The 1,066-nt window shown below is 33.7% G+C and carries 2 protein-coding genes; both read left to right on the forward strand.

Annotated elements, in window-relative coordinates; translation table 11 throughout:
- Positions 1–154: 154 nt before the first annotated feature.
- Entirely contained in the window at positions 155–433 is a 279-nt protein-coding gene (locus IV55_RS08820) for a plasmid mobilization protein (protein WP_003625288.1), read from the forward strand.
- Positions 423–725, forward strand: coding sequence for a type II toxin-antitoxin system YafQ family toxin (locus IV55_RS08825; RefSeq protein WP_005917927.1), 303 nt, complete (start codon positions 423–425; stop codon positions 723–725). The genes IV55_RS08820 and IV55_RS08825 overlap by 11 nt, the downstream gene beginning before the upstream one ends.
- Positions 726–1,066: the final 341 nt, after the last annotated feature.

Consider the following 1,066-nt stretch of genomic DNA (forward strand, 5'->3'; position numbering starts at 1 on the left):
AACCTCTTTGAGAACGTTTGAATCTTTGATGGGTAAGACAACTTGTTGCATAAGCTGTTAGTTCCTTTACTTTAAAATTAATTTAGTTGCAGAAAACCTAAAAATCGAATATTATAATGTAGTACGATGGTAAACTTAAAGGAGGCGGATTAGAATGAGTAATACTATTATTAAAAACAAGACAATTTCAACTCGTGTAACACCTGACATTAGTGAACGGGCTAAAGCTAATCTAGCAAAACAAGGGCTAACCGTTTCTGAGTATATACGCTTATCGTTAGTTAAAGCGGCCAATAATGAAGTTCGATTAGTCAGCTTTTTAGATTCTCCGGAAGCCTTAGCCGCTAAAAAAGAAGCAGAAACAGGGCAGGTCAAAAACATTGGTTCATTGACTGACTTTGAAGATTGGATCGATAAGTTAGATGCAAATTAAACAGACCAAATCTTTTGAACGTGAATTAAAAAAACTAGTCAAAAAACATTTCCCAATAACTGTCTTGAAGCCTTGTTTAGAAGCAATTGTTGAACAAGATGTACTTGTTTTGAAACAGATTAAAGATCATGCATTAAAAGGAAATTGGCGTGGCTATCGTGAATTTCACCCTGCCAGATATGGAAACTATGGTAAAAATTATGACAACTGGATTGTTATTTATCAGCTAGATCATGATGAATTGATTTTGTTATTGGTTGCAACTGGCTCCCATGAAATCTTGAATCAATAGCTATAGTTTAGGGGCACTTATAAAAAAATAAATTAAAATAGCCCCCAATATCTACATTATAGATATTGGGGGCTATTCTTTCAATGTTTTTGAGGGGTTATTTGTCAGTTATAGTCCCTAATATAGGGACAAAGCTTATTTGAAAGTTTTTCTCAAACACATCATGTATTTTAGACTGTGCCACTATTATTCTCTGTTATAGGGTTTAATTTAGACAGTTCTAATGAACATATCTAACTTAAATAGATTGTGAGACACGAAATCGCCATTAAGGTATACCCTAGTGGCCTTTTTTGATCCATTATCAATGGCTTTTTAAATTAGGGCCTAGTACTTTTGGA

Source organism: Furfurilactobacillus siliginis (assembly GCF_001437435.1).
In the GTDB taxonomy this organism is placed as follows: domain Bacteria; phylum Bacillota; class Bacilli; order Lactobacillales; family Lactobacillaceae; genus Furfurilactobacillus; species Furfurilactobacillus siliginis.